22 protein-coding genes and 3 pseudogenes are annotated in these 23,016 nt (G+C 50.7%); 20 read left to right on the top strand and 5 right to left on the bottom strand.

The window, feature by feature from the left end:
- Nucleotides 1-3 precede the first annotated feature (3 nt).
- The 5 genes from HGBM_RS11230 (at nucleotide 4) to HGBM_RS11250 (ending at nucleotide 4,744) form a co-directional block, all read left to right on the top strand.
- Nucleotides 4-1,107: a substrate-binding domain-containing protein gene (locus tag HGBM_RS11230; protein ID WP_019121202.1), complete on the top strand. Its 1,104-nt coding sequence runs from the start codon at nucleotides 4-6 to the stop codon at nucleotides 1,105-1,107.
- A gap of 79 nt (nucleotides 1,108-1,186) precedes the next feature.
- A complete protein-coding gene (locus HGBM_RS11235) occupies nucleotides 1,187-2,284 on the top strand; it encodes an erythritol/L-threitol dehydrogenase (RefSeq protein WP_019121203.1) in 1,098 nt (365 codons plus the stop codon).
- Nucleotides 2,285-2,321: 37 nt separating this feature from the next.
- Nucleotides 2,322-3,317, top strand: a complete 996-nt coding sequence (locus HGBM_RS30755; protein ID WP_026074336.1) for a dihydroxyacetone kinase subunit DhaK — start codon at nucleotides 2,322-2,324, stop codon at nucleotides 3,315-3,317.
- Nucleotides 3,318-3,330: 13 nt separating this feature from the next.
- Complete coding sequence (gene dhaL, locus HGBM_RS30760; RefSeq protein WP_026074337.1) at nucleotides 3,331-3,978, top strand: dihydroxyacetone kinase subunit DhaL; 648 nt, start codon at nucleotides 3,331-3,333, stop codon at nucleotides 3,976-3,978.
- Nucleotides 3,971-4,744 carry a triose-phosphate isomerase gene (locus tag HGBM_RS11250; protein WP_019121204.1) on the top strand — a complete coding sequence of 258 codons (774 nt, stop codon included), beginning with the start codon at nucleotides 3,971-3,973 and terminating at the stop codon, nucleotides 4,742-4,744. The genes dhaL and HGBM_RS11250 overlap by 8 nt, the downstream gene beginning before the upstream one ends.
- Before the next feature lie 50 nt (nucleotides 4,745-4,794).
- Here the strand turns inward: HGBM_RS11250 and HGBM_RS11255 are convergent, their stop codons facing one another.
- Entirely contained in the window at nucleotides 4,795-5,568 is a 774-nt protein-coding gene (locus HGBM_RS11255) for a DeoR/GlpR family DNA-binding transcription regulator (RefSeq protein WP_019121205.1), read from the bottom strand.
- Nucleotides 5,569-5,994: 426 nt separating this feature from the next.
- Between HGBM_RS11255 and rpiB the strand changes: the two genes are divergently transcribed.
- The 5 genes from rpiB to HGBM_RS11280 are packed head-to-tail and all read left to right on the top strand — an operon-like array spanning nucleotide 5,995 to nucleotide 11,976.
- Complete coding sequence (rpiB, locus tag HGBM_RS11260; RefSeq protein ID WP_019121206.1) at nucleotides 5,995-6,483, top strand: ribose 5-phosphate isomerase B; 489 nt, start codon at nucleotides 5,995-5,997, stop codon at nucleotides 6,481-6,483.
- Between the two features lie 18 nt (nucleotides 6,484-6,501).
- Nucleotides 6,502-7,446 carry a class II fructose-bisphosphatase gene (glpX, locus tag HGBM_RS11265; protein WP_019121207.1) on the top strand — a complete coding sequence of 315 codons (945 nt, stop codon included), beginning with the start codon at nucleotides 6,502-6,504 and terminating at the stop codon, nucleotides 7,444-7,446.
- Nucleotides 7,447-7,494: 48 nt separating this feature from the next.
- Nucleotides 7,495-8,148 carry a fructose-6-phosphate aldolase gene (gene fsa, locus HGBM_RS11270; protein ID WP_019121208.1) on the top strand — a complete coding sequence of 218 codons (654 nt, stop codon included), beginning with the start codon at nucleotides 7,495-7,497 and terminating at the stop codon, nucleotides 8,146-8,148.
- A 23-nt stretch (nucleotides 8,149-8,171) separates the two neighbouring features.
- Nucleotides 8,172-10,193: a transketolase gene (tkt, locus tag HGBM_RS11275; RefSeq protein WP_019121209.1), complete on the top strand. Its 2,022-nt coding sequence runs from the start codon at nucleotides 8,172-8,174 to the stop codon at nucleotides 10,191-10,193.
- Between the two features lie 40 nt (nucleotides 10,194-10,233).
- A complete protein-coding gene (locus HGBM_RS11280; RefSeq protein WP_019121210.1) occupies nucleotides 10,234-11,976 on the top strand; it encodes a methyl-accepting chemotaxis protein in 1,743 nt (580 codons plus the stop codon).
- A gap of 236 nt (nucleotides 11,977-12,212) precedes the next feature.
- Here HGBM_RS11280 and HGBM_RS11285 read toward each other — a convergent pair whose 3' ends face one another.
- Nucleotides 12,213-13,112 carry an SDR family oxidoreductase gene (locus HGBM_RS11285; protein WP_019121211.1) on the bottom strand — a complete coding sequence of 300 codons (900 nt, stop codon included), beginning with the start codon at nucleotides 13,110-13,112 and terminating at the stop codon, nucleotides 12,213-12,215.
- A 234-nt stretch (nucleotides 13,113-13,346) separates the two neighbouring features.
- Here HGBM_RS11285 and HGBM_RS32080 point away from each other — a divergent pair, with 234 nt between their 5' ends.
- Together HGBM_RS32080 and HGBM_RS32475 are read left to right on the top strand one after the other, a co-directional pair.
- The gene (locus HGBM_RS32080; protein WP_019121212.1) at nucleotides 13,347-13,478 is read left to right on the top strand and encodes a hypothetical protein; all 132 of its coding nucleotides are present in this window, start codon (nucleotides 13,347-13,349) and stop codon (nucleotides 13,476-13,478) included.
- 237 nt (nucleotides 13,479-13,715) lie between these two features.
- A pseudogene (locus HGBM_RS32475) lies at nucleotides 13,716-13,988 on the top strand (aromatic acid exporter family protein); the annotation flags it as partial.
- A 36-nt stretch (nucleotides 13,989-14,024) separates the two neighbouring features.
- Here HGBM_RS32475 and HGBM_RS31645 read toward each other — a convergent pair.
- A pseudogene (locus tag HGBM_RS31645) lies at nucleotides 14,025-14,318 on the bottom strand (VOC family protein); the annotation flags it as partial.
- A 209-nt stretch (nucleotides 14,319-14,527) separates the two neighbouring features.
- Here HGBM_RS31645 and HGBM_RS27240 point away from each other — a divergent pair.
- On the top strand, nucleotides 14,528-15,208 hold the full coding sequence (locus HGBM_RS27240; RefSeq protein WP_019121214.1) for a GntR family transcriptional regulator: 681 nt from the start codon (nucleotides 14,528-14,530) through the stop codon (nucleotides 15,206-15,208).
- Nucleotides 15,209-15,419: 211 nt separating this feature from the next.
- On the top strand, nucleotides 15,420-15,980 hold the full coding sequence (locus tag HGBM_RS11305) for a DNA-3-methyladenine glycosylase I (RefSeq protein WP_019121215.1): 561 nt from the start codon (nucleotides 15,420-15,422) through the stop codon (nucleotides 15,978-15,980).
- On the opposite strand, the gene HGBM_RS11310 is transcribed toward HGBM_RS11305, so the two are convergent.
- On the bottom strand, nucleotides 15,968-17,326 hold the full coding sequence (locus HGBM_RS11310) for a sigma-54 interaction domain-containing protein (protein ID WP_019121216.1): 1,359 nt from the start codon (nucleotides 17,324-17,326) through the stop codon (nucleotides 15,968-15,970). The two genes, HGBM_RS11305 and HGBM_RS11310, sit on opposite strands and share 13 nt — an antisense overlap.
- A gap of 196 nt (nucleotides 17,327-17,522) precedes the next feature.
- Here HGBM_RS11310 and HGBM_RS11315 point away from each other — a divergent pair, with 196 nt between their 5' ends.
- From HGBM_RS11315 to HGBM_RS11335, 5 genes and pseudogenes are all read left to right on the top strand, one after another.
- Nucleotides 17,523-18,608 carry an aromatic ring-hydroxylating oxygenase subunit alpha gene (locus HGBM_RS11315; RefSeq protein ID WP_019121217.1) on the top strand — a complete coding sequence of 362 codons (1,086 nt, stop codon included), beginning with the start codon at nucleotides 17,523-17,525 and terminating at the stop codon, nucleotides 18,606-18,608.
- A 138-nt stretch (nucleotides 18,609-18,746) separates the two neighbouring features.
- Nucleotides 18,747-19,472, top strand: a pseudogene (locus HGBM_RS27245) (ABC transporter ATP-binding protein); the annotation flags it as partial.
- An 86-nt stretch (nucleotides 19,473-19,558) separates the two neighbouring features.
- Entirely contained in the window at nucleotides 19,559-20,197 is a 639-nt protein-coding gene (locus HGBM_RS11325; protein ID WP_019121219.1) for an ABC transporter permease, read from the top strand.
- A gap of 15 nt (nucleotides 20,198-20,212) precedes the next feature.
- Nucleotides 20,213-21,124: an osmoprotectant ABC transporter substrate-binding protein gene (locus HGBM_RS11330; protein ID WP_019121220.1), complete on the top strand. Its 912-nt coding sequence runs from the start codon at nucleotides 20,213-20,215 to the stop codon at nucleotides 21,122-21,124.
- A gap of 36 nt (nucleotides 21,125-21,160) precedes the next feature.
- Entirely contained in the window at nucleotides 21,161-21,817 is a 657-nt protein-coding gene (locus HGBM_RS11335; protein ID WP_019121221.1) for an ABC transporter permease, read from the top strand.
- On the opposite strand, the gene HGBM_RS27250 is transcribed toward HGBM_RS11335, so the two are convergent.
- The gene (locus HGBM_RS27250) at nucleotides 21,790-22,458 is read right to left on the bottom strand and encodes a nitrilase-related carbon-nitrogen hydrolase (protein ID WP_019121222.1); all 669 of its coding nucleotides are present in this window, start codon (nucleotides 22,456-22,458) and stop codon (nucleotides 21,790-21,792) included. The two genes, HGBM_RS11335 and HGBM_RS27250, sit on opposite strands and share 28 nt — an antisense overlap.
- A 343-nt stretch (nucleotides 22,459-22,801) precedes the next feature.
- Between HGBM_RS27250 and HGBM_RS11345 the strand changes: the two genes are divergently transcribed.
- On the top strand, nucleotides 22,802-23,002 hold the full coding sequence (locus HGBM_RS11345) for a cold-shock protein (RefSeq protein WP_019121223.1): 201 nt from the start codon (nucleotides 22,802-22,804) through the stop codon (nucleotides 23,000-23,002).
- The last annotated feature ends 14 nt before the right edge of the window (nucleotides 23,003-23,016 follow it).

Raw genomic sequence — 23,016 nt, forward strand, 5'->3', positions numbered from 1 at the left:
CCCTTGATTGTCAAAACAGGAACGACGGGGGTACATTCGGGAATCGGTAAAAAAAGAGTAACAGTAGGCAAAAACAAAAAACGGGGAGGCAATGAGATGTTTGTTTCAGCAAAAAGAAAAATTTCCATACTCTTCTCGCTCTTTGCAGTATTTGCGATGCTGGTTGCGGGATGCAGCAATCCATCGGTCGGCAATACCTCGTCTGACAGTGGGCAAACGGAAGCTGGCAGCGGTGGGAGTGCAGAGAAGAAAGATAAACTGAAAATTGGTGCTACTGTTTATTATATGACGGAATTTATTACCCTGGCTACGGAAGGTCTGAAGAAAGAGGCCGAAGAACAAAATGTTGAACTTACCGTACTGGACGCCAACAACGATGTGGCAAAGCAGATCTCTCAGATCGAAAACCTGATTTCTCAAAAAGTGGATGCGATTATTGTCGCAGCAGTGGATTCGGACGCCTTGGCACCGGCTGTTCAGAAAGCCAAAGAAGCGGGAATACCGCTGATTGGTTTAAATATGATCATCAACAGCCCGGATGTGACTGCGTACTCCGGCCCCAATGACGTAGAAGCAGGGGAATTGGAGATGCAATATGTTGCAGATAAACTTTCTGGCAAAGGAAATATCGTCATCCTGGAAGGGCCGATTGGCACTTCCGCCCAGTTGCAGCGCCGGGAAGGAATCCATAATGTTCTGGACAAAAATCCAGAAATCAAGGTGCTGGCTGAGCAGACTGCAAACTGGTCCCGTGCAGAGGCGCTGACGTTGATGGAAAACTGGCTGCAAAGCTTCGATGGCCAGATTGATGCGGTCGTCGCCCAGAATGACGAGATGGCGTTGGGTGCGATCCAAGCTTTGGAAAGCAAGGGATTAAAGGATAAAATTCCGGTGGTTGGCGTAGATGCGATTAAAGATGCTTGCGAGTCGATCAAGAATGGAGTTCAAGATGCGACTGTTTTCCAGGATGCCGAAAAAGAAGCGAGACAATCTGTGCAGTTGGCGATCAAAGCGATCAAAGGCGAGCCAATTGAAAAAGACAACCTGATCAAAATGGAACTGGTCACAAAAGAAAACGTGGACAAGTATTTGTCGATCTATCAATAACGAGTAAAACGAGATAGCCGAAGCGAAAACTTCGGTTATCTCGTTCTAAACAAGACGTCCATCTGGGGGAGGAAATCATATGGGATTGAATACGAAGGAATTGCCAAAAACCATGAAAAGGCTGGTGGCTCATGCGCCTCATGACTATCGTTTGGAAGAAGCACCCGTTCCCCAACCGGGATACGGAGAAGTGATTGTAAAGGTGCTGGCATGTGGCGTATGTGCCAGTGACATCAAGGCATTCAAGGGTGCGGGCATGTACTGGGGAGACGAGTTTAACCAGGCTTGGTTGAAAGCGCCAGTCACACCGGGACATGAATTTTTCGGTGAAGTTGTTGCGCTTGGCGAGGGTGCTGCAGAAAAACATCAGGTACAGCCGGGAGACTGGGTGATCGCCGAGCAGTTGATTCCATGCGAGAAATGCCGCTACTGCAAGCGCGGCGAGTATTGGATGTGCCAGGTCCACAACATGTTTGGCTTTCAAAAGGATGTAGCTGAAGGGGGAATGGCTGAATATATGCGTTTCCCGAAAAACGCTATCGTTCATAAAATTCCGCCAAGCTTTACCGTTGAGCAGGCTGCCGTCATCGAACCTCTGGCTTGTGCGATTCACGCAGTGCAGCGGGCGAAAATTGAATTTGAAGATACGGTTGTAATCGCTGGAGCGGGGCCGTTGGGATTGTTCATGATTCAACTCGCCCATCTGAAGACGCCAAAGAATCTGGTCGTCCTGGACATGAAGGATGAACGTTTGGAGCTGAGCCGAAAATTTGGAGCAAATGTTGTGATCAATCCGTCCAAAGAAGATGCACTGGAAAGAGTGCTGGAATTAACCGATGGCTACGGCTGTGACGTTTATATAGAAACAACAGGTCATCCGGTCGGGGTTACCCAAGGTCTGCAGATGATCCGCAAGCTGGGCAGATTTGTCGAGTTCAGCGTGTTTGGCCAACCGACGACAGCGGACTGGAGCGTAATCGGAGACAAGAAGGAATTGGATGTATTGGGTTCGCACATTAGTCCCTATACCTATCCCATCGCCATCAGTCTGCTGGAGCGCGGCTTAGTGACAGTCGACGACATCGTTACCCATACTTACCCGTTGGATGACTTCGCCAGCGCTTTTGACACCGCAGCGAAAGGTGACGGTTCGATAAAAGTACTGCTCAAGCCATAGTCTCATCACGGGACCATGATCACGGAGGAATCAGCAGATGAAAAAAATCGTAAATGACACCAATCAAGTGGTAACTGAGATGCTCGAGGGATTTATGGAGGCGTATGGACAAGCGTACGAAAAATTGCCCGATGTGAACGGCATCGTATTAAAAGACCGAAAAGAGAAGGTGGCCGTGGTAATTGGCGGCGGCAGCGGTCATGAACCGATGTTTTTCGGCTTTGTCGGCGAGGGATTGGCGGATGGCGTGGCGGTTGGCAACGTGTTTGCAGCACCTACCCCCAATACGGTATATGAAGTCGCGAAAGCTGTCAATTCAGGCAAAGGGGTTCTCTTTGTGTACGGCAATTACGCCGGCGATGTCCTCAACTTCAATATGGGGGCGGAACTGTGCGAAATGGACGGTATTCCTACCAAGACGGTGCTGGTATGCGATGACGTAGCTTCGGCGCCCCGCGATCGTGCGGATGACCGCAGGGGAATTGCCGGTGACGTGTTTGTGTTTAAGATCGCAGGTGCGGCGGCAAACAAAGGGCTTTCGCTTGAGGAAGTTGCGAGAATCACGGAAAAAGCCCGTGATAACACAAGATCAATCGGAGTGGCGCTTACACCAGGTTCGATTCCGGATACGGGGAAGCCTACTTTTACGCTAGCAGATGATGAGATTGAATTTGGCATGGGGATTCATGGCGAACCGGGTGTTCAACGAACCAAATTGATGAAAGCAGATGAGCTGACGGACGTGATGATGAAGGAACTCTTGCAAGACCTTCCGTTCGCTCGCGGCGACGAGGTTTGCGTACTAATAAACGGGCTTGGTTCCACTACCTTGATGGAGATGTTTATTGTCAACCGCAGAGTTGCTCAAATATTGAGGGAGCTGGGCATCAAGGTGCATGACAGCGATGTCAACAGCTATTGCACGACACAGGAAATGGGCGGTCTCTCGATCACGCTGATGCGGTTGGATGAAGAGTTGAAGGAGTATTACGACGCTCCGGCCTATTCTCCGTTTTATATAAAAAAAGGATAGGAGTTAACGAGAGATGACAGATCGATTGGACATGCAACAAACGCGGGACATGTTTCTGTATGTGGCCGACCAGTTTGAAACAAACAAACCGTTTTTGACGGAAATTGACAGCGCGATTGGCGACGGTGATCACGGGATAGGGATGTCCGTAGGGTTTGCCAATGCCGGCAAGATCGTCAAAGAAAAAGAGTTTCAAACGGTAAATGAGATGTTTCATCAGATCGGCATGGCGATGATCGGTTCAATGGGCGGAGCATCGGGCGTTATCTTCGGAACGATGTTTATGGGCGGAGCAAAAAATGCTGCCCCATTTGCAGCCTTCGATCTGGAAGCAGTCACTCATTTGTTCGGGGGCTCCCTACAGGCTATTAAAGACCGGGGAAAAGCCCAACTTGGCGACAAAACCATGGTAGATGCGTTAGAGCCGGCCATCGCCTCGCTGCAGGAAAGCTTGCGTCAGTCCAAAACGCTTCTCGACGGGCTGAGGGAAGCGGAAGCAAGCGCCAAGGCAGGAATGGAAAAAACCAAAGAGTACATTGCCAAATTTGGCCGGGCGAAGTCGCTCGGTGAGCGCGCCCTTGGTCATCAAGACGCGGGTGCTACCTCTGTCTGGATTATCTTCAAATCGATGCGGGAATGGGTAGAAGGCATCCATGAATAAAATATGGATTGGTACAAATTGGAAGATGCATAAATCGTTGCAAGAAGGAATGGCCTATTGCCGGGAGCTGATCCGCCTGCTGGATGAAGTAAAGCCCGCTTTCGAAGTATTCGTCATTCCGCCGCATACATCGCTCCTGCCGCTCAGGGAACTGACCAGAGAGTCTCGTCTGCTGTTAGGCGCACAAAACATGCATTGGCTCGACGAAGGAGCATACACAGGTGAAATTTCGCCGAAAATGCTGAACGAAATCGGGATTGATCTGATTGAATTGGGTCATTCTGAGCGCAGGCAGTACTACAATGAAAACGACATAGCCATTAACAAGAAGGTGCATGCGGCTATTCGGCATGGAATCAAACCGTTGATTTGCATCGGCGAAACCGCAGAGCAAAAGGAGTACGGAATCAGTCTGGAGACCATCGCAGCGCAAGTAAAGGTCTGTCTCTACGGCATCGACAGCGATCAAGCAGGGCAACTGATGCTCGCCTACGAACCGGTCTGGGCCATCGGCGAGCAGGGAATCCCTGCTGATCCGGCTTATATTGCCAATGTACATCGGCACATCCGCCAGATTTTGCGCGAACAATTTGGCAGCGCAGGCGATGCTGTACCGATTCTGTATGGCGGCAGCGTTCATGTGGACAACAGTCTGCAGTATCTTGCCCAACAACATGTAGATGGCTTGTTTATCGGCCGTTCGGCATGGAATATGTTCAGTTTTGAGGAAATCATTCGGAAGGTGCATGCTTTCCAGGCGGGATAGAGTGAGAGGCGGGGAAAGGGAAAAAAGATAGCCGACCAGCTATCTTTTTTCTATGCTTTTTCCACAATGATCACGTTAATTTGCTTTTTTCTCAGCTGTTCCACGATGTCGTCCGGTGTATTCCGATCCGTGATGATCGTCTCAATTTGCGGTACCTTTGCAAAGGAAGCGATTGAGCTTTTCCCAATTTTTGTATGGTCGAGCAATGCGACGACACGTGATGCGGAGTTGATCATGGCTTTTTTTAGTTCTACTTCATATACGTTGAAATCTGTCAGGCCATCCTCTAAGGTAAACCCGCTGGCTGAAGTGAACATGGTGTCGACGTTAATTTGATTGAGGATGCTGGCCCCGAGCAGCCCTTCCAATGCAGAACAGCCTATTCGCAGTACGCCGCCGATGAGTATCACGGTGATCCCAGGGTTATCCTTGAGTTCCATTGCGGTATACAATCCGTTCGTTACCACGGTTAGACGAATTTGTTTCTGCTTGAGTGTCCTTGCCAGCTCCAAAGCCGTCGAACTGGCATCAAGCAGAATACACTGCCCATCATGGATAAGTTCAGCCGCCCGATTGCCGATGAGCATTTTCTCTTCCCGGTTTTTTTGCTCTCGAACAGAAAAGTTGTGTTCTGCCCGTAAGCTGTCATCGATCATGGCTCCGCCGTGTGTGCGGATAATAAGCCCTTCTTCTTCCAGTCTATTCAAATCAGCCCGCAGAGTAGCATCAGATACGTTGAGGAGTTGCGAGAGCTCCTTTACGGTTGCGCGTTGCTGTTTTAATAGGAGATCAATAATCTTGTTTTTCCGTTCCGTCGAAAACATTTTTGGCAAACAACTCACCTCAAAAAAGAAGTAAACAGCAATTATGTAATTTATGATACTCAACATTCGTAAAACAAGCAACACAAAAACAAAAAAATACAAGAGAAAACGCTAGCCAATATTATTTCCGGCTGCTTATGCAGGTGAAAAGAAAGGCGGAGTGGAATTTGAAAAACCAAAAAACGAAAGAAAAAATTATAAAAATGATATAAAACAAAAACAAAAGGCAATACAATATTGACAATTCGACAGAATATAATAAAATATGAAATATAAATTAATGGAGATGGGGTGGTCTTTATTTAATTTTACTAAATTCTTAAAATCGTGCTAAATAGTCCGAATTGATTTGAGTGATTTGCTAAGTATTTTGATTGAAATAGAAAAGAAATAAAAGTTATGTGAAAAGAAATGGAGGAATCATCTGTGAAAATAGCTGTCGGTTCTGACCACCATGGATTTGCCTATAAGGAAGTCATTAAACAGTATCTGCAAGACAATCATCATGAAGTAATCGATTATGGCTGCTATTCTTGTGATGAAGTTGATTATCCGGGGGTAGCGTTTGAGGTAGGCAAGGATATCGTCAACGGGAAGGCTGAGCGGGGGATTCTAATCTGTGGAACAGGGATCGGTGTTGCCATCGCTGCTGGAAAAGTTCCGGGGATTCGGGCAGCGCTTTGCCATGACACGTATTCAGCCGAGAGGTCACAAAAGAGCAATAATGCGCAGATCCTAACGTTGGGGGCAAAAGTTATCGGCATTGAAGCTGCATTAAAAGTAGTAGAGACATGGGTAAACTCCAAGTATGAAGGAGGCAACTCCGGAAGAAAAATCCAGCAAATCATGGATCAGGAGCAAGAGTTTTTAAAAGCCGGACTCGCTGATGAAACTACCAATCCAACCAAATGCTAGGCGCCCGGGTGACCCGAGATGAAGAGTCTGATGATGGAGTTCGTTGCTGTTACAGAAGCTGCTGCACTAGCCTCTTTTTACTGGATCGGTCGCGGTAACAAGCATGAAGCGGATCATGCTGCAACGTCTGCAATGCGGAACAAACTAAATCAGATTCCGTTTGCTGGGAAAATCGTGATTGGCGAAGGAGAATTGGATCAAGCCCCGATGCTGTACATTGGCGAAAAGGTGGGTACGGGTAGCGGGATCCAGTGTGATATTGCTGTAGATCCGCTGGAAGGAACCAATTTAATTGCGAAAGGCCAGAGCAACTCGATTACCGTTTTGGCGGCAGCGGAAGCGGGAGCGCTGCTTCACGCTCCTGACATGTATATGGAGAAAATCGTCGTCGGCCCGAAAGCTTCAGGGAAGATCGATATTGATGCGCCGCTGATGGAAAATTTGCAAGCTGTAGCAAAGGCTAACGGAAAAGCACTGCAGGATCTGACAGTAATGGTTCAGGATCGGCTGCGCCATCAGAAAATCATCGACACCATACAGCAAGCGGGCGGCAGAGTGCACCTGTTTTCTGATGGTGACGTTACCTGTGCGATCGCAGCTTCGCTAGAAGGATCCGGGGTCGATATGCTGGTAGGAATTGGCGGCGCACCGGAGGGTGTGGTCTCCGCTGTCGCTGTCAAGTGCTTGGGCGGTGAGATGCAGGCCCGGCTGCTGCCGCAAAACGAACAGGAATATTCCCGGTGTATGCAGATGGGCCTGACCAAGCCGGAGCAGACCTTGACGATGAATCAATTGGTTGGTTCGGATGAGTGTGTATTTGCCGCTACCGGTGTTACCGACAGTCTGCTTTTGCGAGGAGTCAGGCAGGGAAACGGCGATCGGAAAATGACTCATTCCCTCATGCTTTACGGTAAAGACAAAACCATCCATTATCTTGATACCGTGCATGAAAATCATCTGTAAAATAGGTGGTCGAGCTTCAGAATATCAGAAAAGTCTGGAGGAGATATCATGAAATTTTTCTTGGATACGGCAAACATAAAAGAAATTGAACGGATTCACAAGCTTGGTCTGGTAGACGGTGTCACGACAAATCCGTCGATCATCGCAAAAGAAGGCGGCAACTTCAAAGAGTTGATCAAGCAAATCTGCGGCTTGATCGACGGGCCGGTAAGCGCAGAAGTGATCGGACTTACAGTAGAAGAGATGATCGAGGAAGCGCATGAATTAGTCAAATGGTCTCCCAATGTCGTGGTTAAACTGCCAATGACTGAGAGCGGTTTGGAAGCGACATCCCGCTTGTCCAAGGAAGGCATCAAAACAAATGTAACCCTGGTGTTTACGGCAGCGCAAGGATTGTTGGCGGCAAAAGCCGGGGCGACGTACATAAGTCCATTCGTCGGCAGATTGGATGATATCAGTTCAAATGGATTGGAACTGGTGAAAGACTTAAAAACGATTATGCAAAACTACCAATACCCCACCGAGATTATCGTGGCCAGCGTGAGAAGTATTCAACACGTGGAGCAGGCGGCTGTCGCCGGAGCTGATATCGCCACGATCCCCGGTTCGCTGTTCCCCAGCCTATGGAAGCATCCGTTGACAGACACCGGTATCGAACGATTCCTGAAAGATTGGGAGCAAGCGTCTGCCGCATCAAAATAAATCTTCGTTAAGGAGCGGATGGTATGTCAATGAAACAAAGTACGTCGCAGCGGCTGGCGGTTGATACGCTGCGTGTCCTCTCTATTGATATGATCGAGCGGGCCAATTCGGGTCATCCGGGGATGCCGATGGGAGCAGCGCCAATGGCTTTTGAATTATGGGTGAATCAGATGAAGCACAATCCCGGCAACCCGAAGTGGTTTAACCGTGACCGCTTTATTTTGTCTGCCGGCCATGGTTCTGCGCTGTTGTACAGTCTGCTCCACCTAACGGGCTATGACTTGTCCCTCGATGAGTTAAAGCGCTTTCGCCAATGGGGCAGCAAGACGCCGGGACACCCGGAGTACGGCCATACTCCAGGCGTGGAGGCTACGACCGGGCCGCTTGGGCAGGGGATCGCGATGGCGGTCGGTATGGCGATGGCGGAAGCGCATTTGGCCGATCGGTTCAATCGGGAAAATTTTGCCGTCATCGATCATTATACGTATGCCATATGCGGTGACGGGGACTTGATGGAAGGAATATCGGCGGAAGCCGTATCGCTGGCGGGACACTTGGGGCTGGGCAAGCTGATCGTCCTGTATGATTCCAATGACATTTCCCTGGATGGTGAGCTGTCCCAGGCGTTTGGCGAAGACATCCGCGGCCGGTTTGAAGCCTGCGGCTGGCAGTATCTCCGCGTTGACGACGGGACGGATATACAGACCATTGGCGAAGCGATCCAGCAGGCGAAAGCGTCTGTGAGCCTGCCTACGCTGATCGAGGTAAAGACCGTGATTGGCTACGGAAGTCCAAACAAAGCAGGGAAGTCGAGTGCTCATGGTTCTCCTTTGGGAGCAGAGGAAATGCGGTTAACCAAACAGCAGTACGGATGGAATTTTGGCATGTTTGAAATTCCGGAAGAGGCAAAAAAGCTGTTTCTGCAAGTGAAAGCCGCTGGCGCCAACCAGGAAGCGGAATGGAATCAACTCTTCTCGCAGTATCGGGAAGCTTATCCTGAATTGAGCAAACAGTTGGAACAAATGATCAACGGAGAATTGCCCGATTCATGGGATGCTTCGCTCCCTGTGTATCAGACCGGTTCTTCTGACATGGCTACTCGCGATGCTTCGGGAATTGCGCTTAACTCGTTTGCCAGCGTGTTGCCGTCACTTATCGGCGGCTCTGCAGACTTGGCCTCTTCCAACAATACTGTTTTAGGCGGTTTCGACAGGCTGGAAAAAGGCAATTACAGCGGGAGAAACATCGCCTTCGGAGTTCGCGAACATGCGATGGGCGCTATCCTGAATGGACTTTCCCTGCATGGCGGTATCCGTCCGTACGGGGGAACGTTTCTCGTCTTTTCCGACTATCTCCGCCCGGCGATACGCTTGTCAGCACTCATGAAGCAGCCAGTCATTTACGTCTTCACGCACGACAGCATCGCCGTAGGCGAAGATGGGCCGACCCATGAACCGATCGAGCATCTGCCTTCTTTGCGGTTAATTCCGGGGCTGTGCGTGTTTCGGCCGGCCGATGCCAATGAAACGATCCAGGCGTATCGCTGGGCACTGGGGCAAAAGGAAGTGCCGACAGCGATGGTGCTCAGCCGTCAAAAACTGCCTGTTCTTCCCGGGACCTCAAAACTGGCGGCCGACGGAGTGGCGAGAGGAGCGTATATCTTGAAGGAGCCTGAAAAGGGAGAAAAGCCTGCGTTAATCCTGATTGCTTCCGGTTCAGAGGTAAGCCTGGCCATGGCGGCACAGCACATCCTCAGGGAGCAAGGTGTTGCCGCACGGGTCGTCAGCATGCCAAGCTGGGAGCTGTTTGAACAACAGCCCCAAGCGTACAAAGAATCTGTTTTACCGTCGGGGATAAAAGCCCGAGTTGCAGTGGAAATGGCTAACCCGATGGGATGGGAGCGTTATGTCGGCGATCATGGCACAGTGATCGGGATAAACAGCTTCGGGGCTTCCGGAAAGGGCAGTCTGTTGATGGAGAAATTTGGTTTCACAGTTGATCATGTCGTCACAGCCGCAAAGCGGATCGTTGCCAGCCAACGTTAGCAAGAACGAAATCGAACGGAAGTTTGAAACAGGAGATCGAATGAGAAAAACATTTCAATTGACTGTGGGAAAGAAGTTGTTTGCCAGTTTTTTTGCGATCTTGTGTCTGATGGTGTCTTCAGCCTGGTATAGCCTGAGCGGGTTTAAGAGCGTTCAAGACAATACGGAAGATATTATGCAGAAAAAGCTGCCGCAAGTGGCTATCATCAACAACATCAATTATTTGACGGAACATATTTTATCGCTCAACTTGAAAAATATCATTGAACAGGACCAGTCTCCCGTCAAGGTAAAAGCGAATGGGGAGGAGATCGTCCGCACATTTCAAGTGATTAATGAAGAGTTGAGTCGTTATGGAAAAGCTATCGATCAGGAAGAAGTGAAGAAAATCTATGCCTCGCTTCAGACGGAATGGGAAAGCTTTAAAGCGCTTCACCAAGAAATTGATCAGGTAAGCAAAAATGCCTCTTCGGCCGATTCTGCTGCCAGCACTGCACTGAAGCTGCTTGAACTGGTTAGAAAATCGGACGCCATTTTTAACAATATGAAACAGTATCTTGAATACCTTGCCCGTTTGGACACCGATAGCGCTGACAAGGCATACGCAGAAGCGGAACAGATTAGCACAAGACAAATGACGGTTTCGCTCTTGTTTACGGGCATCTCGATTTTGCTTGCTTTGATCCTGGCTTTTGTCCTGACGCGCAATATCTCCAGACCCGTGCAAATCGTGTCAGCATCCCTGAAACATATAGCAGAAGGAGATCTCCGGATTGGCGATGCCAAGATCAAAAATCGGGATGAGTTAGGTGGTTTGGTAAAACTGCTGGGAAAAATGGGGGACGACTTGCGGGCAGTCATCACCGGGATGAGAAATGCATCCGTCCATGTTGCCTCTTCGGCCGAGGTTCTGACGGCAAACGCCGATCAGGGGAAAGCTTCGATTGAGCAGATCGTTTCGACGACACAGCAGATTGCTGCTACATCGGAGGAATCACTGGAATCGGTTGAAAATGCACGGAAACTAATCAACCAGATGACCGTCGAAATGCAACAAGTCGCCGCAAACAGTCATGAGGTGGCGAAGCTAACCAAACATACCGCCCAGGTAACGACCCAAGGGTCAGAAGTTGTCCATCATGTTCTCAGCCAGATTAACGACATAAACAAGACGGTCAAAGAATCTGCCGAAAGCGTCAAAAACCTGGAAGGCCATTCTCGGCAGATCGGCGATATTGTGGCGATTATTACGGAAATGGCGAACCAAACCAACCTGCTGGCGCTGAATGCGGCGATTGAAGCCGCACGTGCCGGGGAGTCTGGCCGAGGGTTTGCTGTAGTCGCGAATGAAGTCCGTAAATTAGCGGAACAATCGGCGATGTCGGCGCAGCAGATAGCGGGCTTGTTAGGGGCAATTCAAACAGAGATTGAGCAGACGGTGGTGTCCATTAACACCGGAGCGGACAAAGTAACGGAAGGTTTTACTCAAGTTGAACAGGTGGGACAAGTTTTTCAGGAGATCGATAACGCGATTCAGGATGTATCGAGCAGGGTCCACGAGGTAACCAACTCTGTTTCACAAGTTGCCCTGGACAGCAGGCAAATTGTTGAGTCCCTTGACGTATTGGGAAAAATCGCCGAGGAAGTGGCAGCCGGCACACAGCAAAACTCGGCGGCCACACAGGAACAACTTGCCATGCAGGATGAGATTGTGGAGAAGGCCCGTTCGTTATCGCAGTTAGCCGAGGAACTCCGGCGTATGATAGCCAGATTCCAGTTGTAGTTTATACGCACAGACAGAGAAGGCCAGGTATTTCAAAACAGACGCGTTTTGAGATACCTGGCCTTGTTTTTCTGTATAAGAGTTTTTTTTACTTGACCCACGCCCCAAAGCGGTACAGAGGACAACATGCCGGCCAGGCACATGGTCATGATGATCTTTTGGAAAAAAAGCGCCCTCACCGGACGCTATTCTTGCAAATGCGGTTCGCAATCCCCAATATTGAGATGGTTCAGCTACTAAGTCTCGGTCATTATGCCGCCGTTTACATGCAGCACCTGTCCCGTCACGAAAGAAGAATCATCTGACGCCAGGTAAATATAGGTCGGCGCCAGTTCAAACGGCTGTCCCGCCCGCTTCATCGGCGTTTCGGTGCCGAATGTCCTTACGTAATCGGCTGAGTAGCTGGATACGATCAAGGGAGTCCAGATCGGTCCGGGAGCTACCGCATTGACGCGTATTCCCTGATTCACCAGTTGGAGGGACAGGGAGCGGGTAAAGGATACGATGGCACCTTTTGTCGCCGAATAATCGACCAACAGGGGAGCTCCGGCGTAAGCTGTCACCGATGCCGTGCTGATGATGGAACTGCCTGGCCGCAGATAGGGAAGAGCGGCCTTGGTCATGAAGAAGTGCGGGTAGATATTGGTGCGGAACGTATCTTCCAACTGCGCCGCCGAAATGTTTAAAATGCTCTCCTGCGGAAATTGGACGCCTTGATTCAAGACGAGGACATGCAGCTTGCCGAAACAGGCCAATGTTTGCCGGACCACTTCATATGAAAATGCTTCATCCCGCAGGTCTCCCATTAACAACAGACAGCGCCCGCCGTATCGTTCGACCATCTGCCTGGTCGCCTCTGCATCTGGTTGTTCGTACAGATACACAATCGCCACATCGGCGCCTTCTTTTGCGAAGCCAATCGCGACGGCGCGGCCTATTCCGCTGTCGCCGCCTGTAATGATGGCCACTTTTCCCCGCAATTTTCCGCTTCCCGCGTAATCGGGATTGTTTGAGATAGGCAGTGGAACCATCAAGTACTCGAGGCCCGGTTGGACGTCCTGATGCTGCGGGGGAAAGGTAATTGGCGTCAGTTCGCACCTGGTTTCGTAACTGTAGTACGGATACATCGGAATCATGATCAACCCTCCAGATTGTAAGTTACAACTGTAGGTTATTCGCCTAGCAAGCAGGATGTTCCATCGCCTGCCCGGCGCTGTCCAATGGCGCAAAGCCGATCCCTGACGACGTCGCCTGGTTATAATCCCTTTCTGGGAATTTTAGGAAAACGCTTGCTTTCCGGTTTTACTTGTAAAGGGATCTACCCGGCTCGCGTGAACTTGCCGCCTTCGTCGGGGAGGAGGCAAACCTGCTTGGCGGTACATTTGGCAGCCGCGCTGCAGACGGGATTGATTCCATATTCTGATGAATTTTCAAAAAAACCTTTCCTGGTTTATTTCCACCGTCGCGATCAGTGCATTCGGCTACTTCATGTGGCGGCATAACGCTCCGACGATCTTTAGTAAAATATCGGATACAATGGGCTGCTCGATGAGCGGCTTTTTGGGCTGTGATGAAATGTGACAGGAATGCTGTCGGCGAGTCGGCGGTTGTGTAAGATTTTCGGTAAGCAAATGGATTTCGGAGGAGGGAAAGCATGGGATATTTGTACGATTTGGTCATGAAACAGCTCCGTGATCAAGCAGAGGGGGAGCGGAAGACAACGTCGCAGCAAAAGGAGGATGATTCCCTTGATCGGAGCGCGCGTAGTCAAGACGTCCCTGGCCGTTTTCCTGTCGATTCTGATCGCGAGGAGCCTTGATTTGCACACTCCCCATTTTGCCGGAATCATTGCCGTACTGTCGGTCCAGCCATCGATCTACCGATCCCTTCGCTACGGTTTGCAGCATACGATCAGCGCTGTGATGGGGGCAGCAGCGGGGGCCTACTGCCTTTACCACCTGGGCGGCTCCGCCGTTGTCATGGGAGTTGTGGCATTTTTGCTGATGGCTGTACACGTCTGGATCCAATGGACCAATTCGCTGCTCGTCTCTTTTCGACTTCTCCTTATCGTCCGTCGAGATACAGATGGTGACCTGGTTTCCCGATTGATGGGGCTGACCCGGGAAGCTATCAGAAAACATCAGGTCGGTTTCGCCAACCTTTACCATCGCGTGTGAGATACGCTCTTTTACCTCTGCCGACGGCGGGCACCCTGCGTCTTCCGGCATCTCTCCGAAAGTTTGGCTGAAGAGAACTTCGGCACCCAGCGCTTTTTCGTAAAATTGGATCGCTTCCCTGGCATTTCCGTCCATCACCAGATAGGGGATCAAGCGCAATGTCATCACAATCAGCTCCTTGGTTTTACATCATTTTAGTATTTCTCAAAACTTATGGCTAAATCCCATTATAGCAAAAGATGTTTGAAAGCTTTTCTTATCGATTGCTATGTTTCAATGAACGGAGGAGGTATTTCCTTAACGCAAAAAGTTGTATGGTACATGGTAACCATGTAAAATATAGGGTAAAAACAGTCGGGCAAGGGGGGAAGGAATTGGATCTTTCTGTTTCTACTGAAAGCATTCACGCGCAGGTTACCAATCTTTTGCGCAAGGCAATTGTTTCCGGGGAATTCGCTTTAGGCGAAAAGCTCTCGGAAACGGCTTTATCCCAACGGCTTGGTGTCAGCAGGACTCCTGTTCGCGAAGCGCTTAAGCAATTGCAGCAGGAGGGGTTAGTGGATATCATTCCACGTGTAGGCACCTGTGTCGCCAAACCGACAGAGAAGGAAATATCAGAGCTTTTTACGATAAAAGAAGTACTGGAAGGGCTTGCTGCCGGGCAGATGGCAAAAAGAGGCGACACTTCGGAGCTTCGCGAACTGGTTGGTGCGATGAACGACATGGAAGCATCGGTGCAGAGCAGAAATATCGATGCTTACGTGGAAGCCAATGACCGCTTTCACGACGCCATTATTAAGGGATCGGGAAACAGCAAGCTGCAGTACCATTTCAATTTGCTAATCAATCAATTGCCGTATCGGCGATTCGTTTACCTCACATTGGATCAGCCAAACCGCCTGGAAAAATCCGTCGAGGAGCATAAGCAGATTGTGCATGCCATAAAATCTCAGGATCACCAATTGGCGGAACAGGTGATGAGGGAACATGTACGGGCAAGCGGCGAAAAGCTGATGCAGTTGATGAAGAGCGAATTGTTTGAAAATCGGTCATAGGGGAAGTCAGATTGAACAATCGAATAGGGTAAGGGGTGTCTCGGCAGCGGGGTGTGCTAGAATGAGGACATGCCTCCCGCCCTGGATAAAGCAATAAGACAAAAACTGGACAAGCCGTCTGGAAAACTGACCAAAATTTTTCACGACCAAAAAGGGGGGGCCTAAGCCCGAGCCCTGATGCATGGGATAATTTCCGCCGGGAGGAATGTACATGAACAGATGCGCCTGGGTCAATCAAGATCCTTTATACATCGACTATCACGACAGGGAATGGGGCGTTCCCGTCTACGACGACCGCTTGCTGTTCGAGTATCTGAATCTCGAAGGGGCGCAAGCCGGCCTCAGTTGGTATACGATCTTGAAAAAAAGGGAAAATTACCGCCGGGCTTTTGACCAGTTCGACCCGGAGAAGATCAGCAAATACGATGATAAAAAAGTGGAAGAGCTGCTCAATGATCCGGGTATCGTGCGAAACAAGCTGAAAATAGGGGCCGTCATCGCAAATGCCAAAGCGTATTTGGCTGTGGTCGAAGAATTCGGCTCCTTCAGCAAATACATCTGGTCGTTCGTGGACGGAAAGCCCATTCTGAACCACTATAAAGAGCCGAGTGAAGTCCCTGTTTCCACCGAGATCAGCGACCGGCTGAGCAAGGATCTCAAACAACGCGGGTTCAAGTTCGTGGGCACGACTATCTGCTACGCCTACATGCAAGCGGTCGGAATGGTGAACGACCACCTGGTGACCTGCTGCTGCCACCCTCAGTCCCATTGAGTGCCGCAGTACTTGCGGATCAATTTTGACGCTCGCGTCTGGCTGATTTGCAGATCGGCGGCTACTTTACGGGAGCTTTTCCACTTTCGGTAGGATTTGGTGACCAGCTTTCGTTCCACCTCTTCGATGGCGGCATCCAGTGACGACCAGGGAGTATCGGGCGACCCGGGCTTGGCATGCTGGTGAATGATCTCCGGCAGATCACCGGGGTTGATGATCGACTCGGTGGTGATGACTGAGCGTTCCATGACATTTTCCAGCTGGCGCACATTGCCCGGCCAGGAGTAGTTTGAAAGAATCTCAAGCGTTTCCTGGGAGATCAGGCGATCCACCTGGTATTTTTTATTAAAGCGATTGATAAAGTAGTAGGTGAGAGGAATGATATCTTCCGGGCGTTCGCGAAGCGGCGGGATTTTGACGTCAATGACGTTCAGCCGGTAGTACAGGTCCTCCCGAAACTGCTTGTTCTCAACCATTTTGAGCAGATCCCGGTTCGTGGCGGCGATGATCCGGATGTCTACCTGCTTTACCTCAGTGCCGCCAACTGGAAGGAATTGGCGGTCCTGAATCACCTGCAGCAGCTTTGCCTGAATCTTCAGCGGCACCTCGCCGATCTCATCCAAAAACAGGGTACCGTTGTTTGCCGCTTCAATCAGCCCCATTTTGCCCGCTTTATTCGCCCCTGTAAAGGCCCCTTGGTTATAGCCAAACAACTCCGATTCCAGCAATTCTTCCGGGATCGCTGCACAGTTGATCGTCAGCAGGGGCCCATTCTTTCGCTGGCTGACCTGATGGATGAACTTTGCCAAAGCACCCTTCCCGGTTCCTGACTCTCCCTGGATCAGAATTGTCGAATCAACAGCAGCGACCCGTTCACAAAAGGCAAGCAGTTCCTTCATCTTCGGGTTGTTGGTGATGATATTGCCGACGGATATATGGTGTTCGCTTGCATTTTCCTCCCTTGAAAGCGTCAATTCCTTAAAGTTCGGCTCATGGGCCGTGATGACGACCAGTTCAATCTCTTGGCTCCTGTTGAGGATGGGGACGGCAGTCGTGATTAACTCACCGCCGTAATAGGTGGTTTGTTTGATCGTGACGGGCTTTTTTTCTGCCATCACGCGGGGTACCACAGTCGGTGTCCAATATCCCTGTTTGAACAGCTTTTCATTTTTGACGCCGATCACCTCGGAGCGCTTCAGCCCGTAATGCTGCTCGCAAATCCTGTTGATAAAGACGATGCGGGTATCGCCGTCGAGGACGTATATCTCGTCTGATGAATGGTCCAGGATTTTTTCAAAGATTTCCGTGCTCATTTCAATCATCTGGTTCCCGGTTTCTTTATACATGGACAGCCCTCCTTGGACAAGCAAAAAAAGCCAGATTGAGTTGAAAACACTTCAGTTGAGTTGATATTAACTCGAATAGAAGCGGCGAGGCAACGAGAATTAACGAAATAGTAAAAAAATAATTCGGCACGGTTTTTGCTACGCTGTTTTTGTCGAAAACCGAAATCATCTTGTGAATGGAAGGGGACGAACCAGCATGTCAGTTCAAGAAGCGAAAGCCAATATCCATAACGATGAGGTGAGAACACTCCCGTACGGTTTGTATACCGATCCCCGGGTATTGAAGGAAGAGCAAGAGAAGATCTTCGCCCGCTCCTGGCAGTTCGTCGGGCATGTCAGCCAGGTGGAGCATCCGGGGGACTATTTTACCTGTGAGGTGGCGGGAGAGCCGATCCTCCTCGTCCGGGGAAAAGAGGGGACGCTGCGGGCGTTCTACAATGTGTGTCCGCACCGCGCGACCAAACTGGAAAAAAGCGCAGAAGGAAATAAAAAAGTGCTGCAGTGCGGGTATCACGGCTGGACGTTCAACCTCGACGGCTCGCTGCACAGGGCGCCGAATTTCAAGGGAGCGGATGGCCTTTGCGCGGAAAGGTCCTGCCTCAGAAGCGTCAGAGTGGAAGTGCTGGCCTCCTTGATTTTCGTCAATCTGGATGACCATGCCCAGCCGCTGTCGGCCTCATACGGCAATTTCTTTGCCGAGCTGGAGGGTTTTCCCTTCCTGGGTGAGTTGAAAAAAATCAACAGCAAGACAAGGGTCATCAAGGCGAACTGGAAGGCCTTTATCGACAACTATCTGGAATGCGACCACTGCCCGATCGCCCATCCGGGATTTTCGGCGGCTTTGGATCTCAGCCAGTACAAAATCATTCAGTGCGAAAACTACTCCGTGCAGGGAACTGTCGTAAAGCCGGATAAACAGTACGGATCGGTCGAGCTGAACAAGGCGGAAATGCAGGGGGGCCGGTTCTACTGGCTGTGGCCCAATCTGATGGTGACGATCTACCCCGGACCGGGCAATATGTCGATCATCCAAATGGTGCCGATCGACCATGAGACGACACTGGGCATCTACACCTACCTTTTCCGAGACGACCAGCTGACCCAGGAGGAGCGGGACCTGATCGCTTTTGCCGAACAGGTTCGGGACGAAGACGTCGAACTGGTCGAGCTGGAACAGATCGGGTTTCGTTCCCGCGCCTTTTCAAAGGGCCAATTTTCTCCCACCGAGCACGCGGTGCTGCAGTTTCACGAGATGGTGCTGGGCGCTCTGGAGCAAAAATAGACGGGGCTTCCGACGAGGAAGCTCCTGCTGAAGAAAACGTGGCCAAATGACTTGAAAGCGTTCTCTTTCCATGTCAATTGGGTTATAGTAGGGCAAATGCCGCAGCTCTCACAAAACGAAAATAGAAGGGGGATGCCGATGATACGATTTCACAATGTCAGCAAGACGATCAATCAGGTTCAGGTCATCAAGGGGCTCGATCTTCAGATCCGTGAAGGGGAACTGTTTGTCCTGATCGGTCCCAGCGGATGCGGCAAGACGACCACGATGAAAATGATCAATCGCCTGGTTGAGCCTTCATCGGGAACGATCGAAATCAACGGGGAGGACATTTCGAAAAAAGACCCTGTGCAGCTTAGGCGCAATATCGGGTACGTCATCCAGCAAATTGCCCTGTTTCCTCACATGACGATAGGTCAGAATGTTTCGATTGTTCCCAAACTAAAGAATGTCCCGTCTCAGGAGTGCGAGAGAAGAGTGGATGAGCTGCTGGACCTGGTGGGACTGGATCCGAAGAAATTCAAGGACCGCTACCCGTCCGAACTGAGCGGCGGACAGCAGCAGCGGGTGGGCGTCATTCGGGCCATGGCCGCCGACCCGCCGATCATCCTGATGGATGAACCATTCAGCGCCCTGGACCCGATCACGCGGGAGCAGCTGCAGGACGAGTTCGTCCGCCTGCAGAAAGCGATCAAAAAAACGATCGTCTTCGTGACCCACGATATGGACGAGGCCTTGAAAATAGCCGACCGGATCTGCCTGATGAAGGATGGGAGCATCGTGCAAATCGATAAGCCGGCCCAACTCTTGCAGAATCCTGCGGGCGAATTTGTGATCGAGTTTATCGGGCCAAAACGCTTGCAGAAGCATCTGCGGGAATACAATACGTCCCAGCCTCCCGGCGAAATCGGTCCCCTCCAGACGGGAACTTCCAAAAGCGGGGGAGTGCGATGAGTGAGTTGATTGCCTTTGTCCAGGAGAGGTACAGCGATATTTTCACTGTCATCTGGCAGCATCTGTACATCTCCGCCATCGCGGTCATCGCGGGATTCATCGTTTCCGTCCCCTTGGGGATCGTTCTGACCAGAACGAAAAAAGTGAGTCAATTCGTGATCGGGATTGTGAACGTGATACAGACCATCCCCAGTTTGGCGCTGCTTGGGTTTATGATTCCCCTGATCGGGATCGGGACATTTCCCGCGATCGTCGCGCTGTTTTTGTACTCGATTCTGCCGATGCTGCAAAACACCTACACCGGGATCAGGGAAGTGGACCCAGCGATGAAGGAAGCGGCCAGGGGGATGGGCATGACGGATTTGCAGATCTTGCTGAAGGTCGAGGTTCCGCTGGCGATTTCCGTCATTATGGGAGGCTTTCGCACAGCGACGATCTACACGATCAGTTGGGCTACGCTCGCTTCCTTGATCGGCGGGGGAGGGCTGGGGTATCTGGTCTTTACCGGGCTGACGATCAACAACGAGAGCATGCTGCTGATCGGAGCCATTTCCGCCGCGCTGCTGGCGGCTTTGGCAGATATCCTGACGAGGAAGATTCAGAGTATCTGCACGCCGAGAGGACTGCGAAAATAACAGGGGGGGAATTTCGTGAAGAGAATAGGGTCTTTTATCATTGCCGGCCTGCTGCTGTTTAGCGTGATCACAGGCTGCTCCCAGAGCGGAGCTTCCGGATCGGGGGATGTCGTCAAAATCGGCTCCTGGTCCACCTCTGAGCACTTGATTCTCGCTCATATGATCAAGCTTCTGATCGAACAAGACACAAAGCTGAAGCCGGAGATCGTGGAAGGACTGACCTCCACGCCGGTCGTGCTCAAAGCGATGGAGAACAACGAAATCCAGATTTCCGCCGTGCGGTACGTGGGAACGGACTTGTCCAGCAGCCTGAAAATCGAAAATCCTCCGCGCGATCCGGACGAAGCGCTGAAAATGGTGCAAGAAGGAATGCAGGAAAAATACGATCAGAAGTTCTTTCCCTCTTACGGCTTTGAAAATACCTATGTGTTTACCGTGCGTCAGGACTTGGCCGACAAACTCAACCTGCAAAAGGTATCGGACGTAGCTCCTTATGCCAAGGACCTGCACCTGGGTACGGACAATGCTTGGCTGGAACGCCCCAATGACGGCTATCCGGCGTTCAAAAAGGCGTATGGAATCGAGTTTGGCAAAACCTCGCCGATGGAGATCGGTTTGGTGTACAAGGCTGTCAGCAACAAAGACGTGGACATCGTGCTGGCGTATTCGACAGACTCGCGTCTGAAGGAATATCAGTTGAAAACGCTGGAAGACGACAAAAAATTCTTCCCGCCGTATCAGGCAGCACCTGTTGCCCGCAACGACTTGTTGAAAAAGCACCCCGAATTGGAGGACGTGATCAGTAAACTGGTCGGCCAGATTGACACGGAGACGATGACGGTATTGAATTATCAAGCAGATATCAAGAAAGTACAGCCGGCCGAGATCGCAAAAAACTTCCTGAAGGAAAAGGGGCTGCTGAAATAACGAAAAACATCGATAACGGTGAAGGAGAGAGGCAGCTTGAATACCTTGATGGACGTTTTGCGATACATGATCAACGACTGGGAAAATATCCTGACAATCACCGGTGAACACCTGTACATGAGCTTGAGCGGGGTTGTGCTGGCTGCGATTGCAGGCGTGCCGACAGCTGTGTTGATGACGAGGAACCAAAAGCTGGCCGTGTCCGTACAAGCTGTGGTCAACATGATTCAAACCATCCCGAATCTGGCGCTGCTCTTGATCGTCATGATCTTCTTCGGGCTGGGCTACACGACGGCCATCATCGCCCTGATCTGTTATTCCCTGCTGCCGATTATCCAGAATACCTATACGGGGCTGCAGAATGTAGACCCTCATCTGATCGAAGCGGGAAAAGGCATGGGCATGACGCCCATGCAGCTGCTGGTAAAAGTAAAAATTCCTCTGGCTCTGCCTGTCATGATGGCGGGTTTTCGGGTAGCGACGGTCATCTGCATCGGCGTCGCCACCATCGCCACTTTTGTCGGCGCAGGCGGGCTTGGGCAGCTGATTTTCCGGGGGATCCTATCCACGGATGACGTGAAAATCCTGGCTGGTTCCATTCCGGCTGCCTGTCTTGCCGTCGGCGTGGACTTTTTGCTGAAATGGGTGGAAAAGCGGTCCGGGTTTTACCTGCACAAAGTGAGGAACGAGTAACCCACGACCGCTGTCTCAGGGCCGGCGATTTGGTGCATCTCGTTCACAGTAGGCCATACTGCGACGTGGATCTGTTCCGCGGTATTGTGCAGTACCTGACGGGCGAGCGGCATCCAGTGTTCCCAGCAGATGAGGCCGCCGACCCTGCCGACCGGTGTCTCCACGGCCTTCAGTCCGTCCGCTTCGCCCGGCCCCCAGATGACCCGTTCCGTGTAGGTCGGCACCAGTTTGCGGTGGTGGTTCAACAGACTGCCATCGGGCCCGATCGTGATCAAGCTGTTGTAGAGGGTGCCGTTCCCCGGTCCCTGTTCGACTCGTTCGTTTAAACCCATTACGATCACAACGCCGTGTTCTTTGGCCGCCTGGGCGATGCGGCCGATTTCTTTGCCCGGCACCGTTGGACTGTTTTGGCGAAGCAGGGCGAAGACTTCTTTTGTCGGCGGATGGTTCCACAGGGCAGCGCCCGGGCAGTAGTCCAACCAGGTAGGATAGCCAATCAGCCAGGTCTCGCCGAATGCAATCAATTTGGCTCCCTTTCTGGATGCTTTTTCGATGTAGTGGACAGCTTTGTCGACGCTCTCTTGCAGATTCAGGTAGACGGATTTGCTTTGTACGATGGCTGCGGTTACTTTCTGGGACATTCTGTATTCCTCCAGTGATTGTTGGTAAATGAACAATGTATTGACAATTATACAAAAGGTTTAAATTATTTAGAAATATTTTTGTTGATATCCGGCAGCAATAAAAAGCCCTGGCTCGCAAGCCGGGCTTCTGCAGTACAAAAGCAGCAATCATTGACGTTTGCCCTCCGTTCTCTTGCTTTTGAGAATCGAGTATGGTATTGTGTTATCAGTCCGATAACGTGAGAGTAAATTCACATATTGTAAAGGGCTGCATCTTAACAGTTTGTGCCTTTTACAATATGTGAATTTTTATTTTGAAAATAAAATGAACATGTTAAATGAAAAAATGGAGGTTTTGCACATGCAAACAGGTACAGTCAAATGGTTCAACGCTGAGAAGGGCTTCGGTTTTATCGAAGTGGAAGGCGGCAGCGACGTATTCGTGCACTTCAGCGCAATCCAAGGCGAAGGCTTCAAGTCTTTGGATGAAGGCCAACGCGTTCAATTCAACGTGGTGCAAGGAAATCGCGGTCCGCAAGCTGAAAACGTCATAAAGCTGTAACGAGAAGAAAACTG

The organism is Brevibacillus massiliensis, from assembly GCF_000311785.1.
Lineage (GTDB): Bacteria > Bacillota > Bacilli > Brevibacillales > Brevibacillaceae > Brevibacillus_C > Brevibacillus_C massiliensis.